This window comes from Flavihumibacter sp. CACIAM 22H1, from assembly GCF_001601815.1.
Classification (GTDB): domain Bacteria; phylum Bacteroidota; class Bacteroidia; order Chitinophagales; family Chitinophagaceae; genus Flavihumibacter.
The window spans coordinates 5,541-10,777 of the sequence record NZ_LUKG01000113.1; the positions used below are offsets into that span (position 1 = coordinate 5,541).

The 5,237-nt window shown below is 44.4% G+C and carries 5 protein-coding genes; 3 read left to right on the forward strand and 2 right to left on the reverse strand.

Annotation, left to right across the window (positions count from 1 at the left end):
- Positions 1–367 (reverse strand): FKBP-type peptidyl-prolyl cis-trans isomerase N-terminal domain-containing protein (locus A1D16_RS20060; protein ID WP_290712892.1); only part of this gene is annotated, 367 nt, incomplete at its 3' end.
- A gap of 118 nt (positions 368–485) precedes the next feature.
- Between A1D16_RS20060 and A1D16_RS20065 the strand changes: the two genes are divergently transcribed.
- Both A1D16_RS20065 and A1D16_RS20070 read left to right on the forward strand, forming a co-directional pair.
- Positions 486–1,217 carry a DUF4197 domain-containing protein gene (locus A1D16_RS20065; protein WP_290712895.1) on the forward strand — a complete coding sequence of 244 codons (732 nt, stop codon included), beginning with the start codon at positions 486–488 and terminating at the stop codon, positions 1,215–1,217.
- Between the two features lie 65 nt (positions 1,218–1,282).
- Positions 1,283–2,497, forward strand: a complete 1,215-nt coding sequence (locus tag A1D16_RS20070; protein WP_290712898.1) for an MFS transporter — start codon at positions 1,283–1,285, stop codon at positions 2,495–2,497.
- Positions 2,498–2,504: 7 nt separating this feature from the next.
- On the opposite strand, the gene A1D16_RS20075 is transcribed toward A1D16_RS20070, so the two are convergent.
- Complete coding sequence (locus A1D16_RS20075; protein WP_290712901.1) at positions 2,505–4,388, reverse strand: ABC-F family ATP-binding cassette domain-containing protein; 1,884 nt, start codon at positions 4,386–4,388, stop codon at positions 2,505–2,507.
- A gap of 56 nt (positions 4,389–4,444) precedes the next feature.
- Here A1D16_RS20075 and A1D16_RS20080 point away from each other — a divergent pair.
- The coding region (locus A1D16_RS20080) for a DUF4421 domain-containing protein (RefSeq protein ID WP_290712904.1) at positions 4,445–5,237 on the forward strand (793 nt) is incomplete at its 3' end.

A 5,237-nucleotide genomic window follows, 5' to 3' on the forward strand; every position in this document is an offset into this window, starting at 1 on the left:
CCGCTGCTTTTTCTTTCTTTAAATTTTGTAGATAATTGGTAATACTCATATTCATTTGTTCTTCGGTGAGCAACGTAGGTTGATTTTTCAATGCATCATTTAACGCTTTGGAAACCAGGGCGGTATTAATATCTGCAATACCCTGGTCCTTGTAAAAATTGGCCAGGCTCATGCCAATGGCATAACTCATACTGTCTTTGGCTGTTTTTAACTGGGGACCAGCCTGGGCGGCTGTTTTTGCCGGGGGTTTGGAGCTTGTTTTAGCAGCTGGCTTTTTAGCGGGCGTGCCAGTTGGCTTTCCACCCGTTTGCGCTACAGCAATAGCAGCACAAAGCAATAGGGAAGAGGATACAAGAATTTTACGCATACATTAAATTGAGGAGCGAATTTACTATCCTTTTTAACATTAATTGTTGGCGGAATACATCTATTCTTTGTGGAGATACGTTTAATTTAGTGTAATTGAATGTTTAAAATAAGTTCCTATGCGAAAACTAGTACTTTCTTTAGTAGCAGCTTCCCTGTTTGCAACCGCGTATTCCCAGACAAATGACAATGGGGGCGGTATTCTTAAAAAGGCCGGCGGATTGTTAAATAAAAATAAATCCGGCGCTGGCTTATCCTCAGATGATATTGTTGCCGGATTAAAAGAAGCACTTGCCATAGGTACCCAAAACAGCGCCAGCAAATTATCTGCTGCCGATGGTTTTTTCAAGGATGCGGCAGTGAAGGTATTGCTGCCTCCAGAGGCGCAGCAGGTAGAACAGAAATTAAGGGCACTCGGAATGGGAAAACTGGTGGATGATGCTATTTTAAGCATTAACCGGGCTGCGGAAGATGCGTCTAAGTCGGCCGCTCCCATATTTGTAAGTGCCGTTAAAAATATGACCGTTAATGACGGGTTGAATATTCTGCGCGGAGCCGACACCGCTGCCACCGGCTATCTTAGAAAATCAACCTCCCCTGAATTAACGGCAGCATTTAAACCGGTAATTGAATCCTCGCTCGAAAAAACCGGCGCTACGAAATACTGGACAGCCGTTTTTGATGCCTACAACAAAGTAAGTTTGAAAAAAGTAAATCCCGATCTTTCCTCCTATGTAACGGGTAAAGCCATTGATGGTATTTTCTATTATGTGGCCGATGAGGAGAAAAAAATAAGAACTAACCCGGCTGCCCGGGTGAATGATCTGCTGAAAAAAGTATTTGGCAGCTGATAGCTGAAAAATATTGCTAAACGGTAAACAACGGAAGGCGGTACAGAATATTTTTGTGCCGCCTTATGCTTTCACGAACATTTTCTGCCTACAAAGGTGCGTATTCGGGTTTATCGCGGGAAACCTGGTTGCTCTCCCTGATCATGTTGATCAACCGGAGCGGCACCATGGTAGTGCCTTTTCTTTCTCTTTACCTAACCAGCCCAGGTATGGGCTACTCAATCGGAGATGCCGGACTGGTATTCGGATGTTTTGGCGCGGGTGCTTTTGCGGGCGCATTTGTTGGTGGAAAACTTACCGATAAAATAGGGTTTTATAAAGTTCAGCTGGTAGCACTTGCAGGAGGTGCTGCCTTATTCTGGATATTGAGCTTTATAAAATCCTTTCCCTTTATATGTTTGTTTACCTTTTTGCTAAGCTTTGTAAACGAAGCGTTTCGGCCGGCAAACTCTACGGCCATCGCTTTTTACAGCAATCCCGAAAACAGAACCCGGTCTTATTCACTCAATAGGCTTGCCGTAAACCTTGGATGGGCGGTTGGCAGCGCTTTAGGAGGTATTATTGCAAAATTCAGTTACCAATGGCTGTTTTGGATTGATGGCATTTCTAATTTTTTGGCGGCAGTTTTAATGGTGTTTTTTTTAAGGGAGGCAGGTGGACAGCAGTCCAGACAACAAAAGAACACCTCGCAAGCCAATCCATCACTACCCTCTGTTTACCAGGATAAACCGTATATTTTATTTATTATCCTGGTTACCTTGTTTGCCGCTTGCTTTTTTCAGCTGTTTACGACCCTCTCCGTTTACTTCAGGCAGGAATTGCATTTTAGCGAGCCCAAAATAGGGCTGCTTATGGCTTTTAACGGAGTATTAATTGTGCTGGTGGAAATGATCTTAATTTACCAGTTGGAAGGTCGTAGAAACCAACTTACCTATATAGCAATAGGCGTTGCTTTGGTAGGTACATTTTATGTATTACTCGGACTTGGAAAATTTGGATTACCTGTTGCTTTTTTATTGATTACCATTATTACCGCTGGAGAAATGCTGGCCATGCCCTTTATGAATAGCTTTTGGATCAGCAGAACTGCCTCGCATAACCGCGGCCAGTATGCCGCATTGTACACCATGGCCTGGTCTGCCGCGCAAACCTTGGGGCCTCTTTTATCGTCTCAATTGGCCGAGGCCAACGGTTTTCGGTTTACCTGGTTTGTAAATGGCAGCCTCTGTATGCTGGTGGCTATTGCTTTTTGGCAGTTTAAACGGCGGCATATTCTATAGGATTTCATCATTCCCGCTCACTTAGTTCCAGCCATCGCATCTCTTTGGTTTCAAGTTCCTGCGTAAGTTGGGTCATCCTGTTACCTATTTCCTGTAGCTGGCTATAATCAAGAGAACCGGTTGCCATTTGTTCGGTCAACCGGGCTTTTTCTTTTTCGAGCAGGGGGATTTCTTTTTCCAATTGCTCGAATTCGCGTTTTTCATTGAAAGAAAATTTCTTTTTTGTAACCGTTGTAAGCACCGGATCTTTTGCAGGCTGTTTCAAGGGTTCCTGTACAGCTGCCAGTGTTTTTTGTTCTTCCTCTTTTTGCCAGATACGGTAAAGGGTATAGTTGCCAGGAAAATCGCGTATGGTACCAGCTCCTTCAAACACAAAGAGATGATCTACCAGCCGGTCCATAAAGTACCGGTCGTGTGATACAATTAAGATGCAACCCTGGAACTCCGACAGAAAGTTTTCCAGAACGGCTAATGTTGGCAGGTCGAGGTCATTGGTAGGTTCATCAAGGATCAGGAAATTTGGATTCCTGAACAGGATGGTAAGCAGCAACAGGCGCTTTTTTTCACCGCCACTCAGTTTACTGATATAACTATATTGCTGATCCGGGCTAAACAGGAATAATTGCAGGAATTGAGCAGCGCTGAGGCTGCCGCCATCTGCTAATGGAAAGCTTTCTGCAAAGGTTTTTACGTATTCAATAACACGCATATCTTCCTTACAGGTTAAGCCTTCCTGCGAATAATAACCAAAAACAATGGTTTCGCCGATATTCACCTTACCACTGTCTGCCTGCTCCAGCCCTTGCAGTATATTCAGGAAAGTTGATTTTCCCACGCCATTCGGACCTACAATACCAATCCGATCGCCTTTTTTAAACGTGTAATCAAAGCCTTTCAGAATTTCTTTGTCATCAAATTTTTTATAGATCTTCTTCAGTTCAATGACTTTGCCACCCAGTCTGTTCATTTTCATTTGCAACTGAAGTGCTTGTTCTTCCAATCGTTGTTTTGCTTTGGCTTCCACGTCTGCAAACGCATCAATCCGGCTTTTGGATTTGGTGGTTCTTGCTTTGGGCTGCTTACGCATCCATTCCAGTTCTTTCCGGTAAACATTCCGTGCTTTATCAATGCTGGAAGCCTGTTGTTCCATCCGGGCCGACTTTCGTTCTATATATTGCTCATAGTCGCCTTTATAGGTGTAAAGCTCACTGCCGTCCAGTTCCCATATTTCGTCACATACTGCGTCGAGGAAATACCGGTCGTGTGTTACCAAAAGCAGGGTTACTTTTTCCTGGTTCAGAAAATGTTCCAGCCATTCCACCGTTTGTATATCAAGGTGATTGGTTGGCTCATCCATGATCAACAGCGTATGTTTATGGTCAAAACCGATATCAATCAGAGTACGGGCAAGTGCCACCCTCTTTCGCTGTCCTCCGGAAAGGGTTCCAACAAGTTGAGCCAGGTGATGAATATTAAGTTTGCCCAGGATCTGTTTAACTTTTGCCTCAAAATCCCAGCCGCCTGTTTCGTCCATTTTTTCAATAGCAGCGCCTAATGCGGCGGCATCTCCGGCTTCGCTGGCTGCTTCATACGCTTTAATGGCGTTTAAAGTGGGGTGATTATGCTGAAAAATATTATCGAGGATGGTTTTTTCTTCCTGGAAAACTGGTTCCTGGTCAAAAAGTGCCACCGTAACATCTTTGTTGATCCAACAGGTGCCGGCATCCGGACTTTCCTTTCCGGCCAGAATTTTCAATAAGGTTGATTTCCCCGATCCGTTTCTTGCAATTAATGCTATTTTATCTCCTTCTTCGATGTGAAAAGATATATTCTCAAACAAGGGTTTAATGCCATAGCTTTTTCCTAAACCTTCTACCGATACGTAATGCATGCTGCAAAGATAAGTAGGGGAGTACCAACTAATTGCTGCAAATTTGTGATCCTGATATGGGACACAATCGCCGCCTTTATACAAGTATTATCTGCCTTATGACGGCCTGCCTGCCATTGTGTGCAGCAGCACAATACCCTGCCCTGGTTGCCCTTGCTAAAAAAGCTGACAGTACCTATATCCAAACCTATGATAGTATGCTTACCGGCCGGTTTTATTTTTCAAGAAAATATACCTCTATTCACCTGGGCGCTGCCAAATCCATTGCCAACCTGAGGTACCGCCCAAATACTACGCTGAATATGGGCATTGGTGCTACTTACCGGAGCTTTACCCTCAATCTGGCCTACGGGTTTCCTTTTCTCAATCCCGAAAAGGGCAAAGGCAATACCCGGTACCTCGATCTGCAATCGCATATTTATCCCCGAAACTGGACGATCGATTTTTTCGGACAGTTTTACAAGGGTTATTTTTTAAGTCCCCGAGGGCTTGGAAGCAACGATCTTCAACGCTATTATCTTCGTCCAGACCTGGGTATATCCCTCTTTGGACTGGCAGTATATAATCTGAGAAATGGCGAACGATTTTCCTACCGGGCTGCTTTTCTGCAAAGCGAGTGGCAAAAGAAGTCGGCCGGAACCCTCTTATTTGGGGGAGAAGTTTACGCGGGTTCGGTTTCCGGCGATTCTGTTTTGGTACCTTCCTCCATTGCCGATCAGTATGATCAGCGCGAAGTAAGGAAAATCCGTTTTCTCGAACTCGGTCCGGGGGCTGGTTATGCCTATACGTTTGTGGTAAAAAAACATTGGTTTTTAACCGGGGCCGCTACGTTGAATATGGATATCGGGT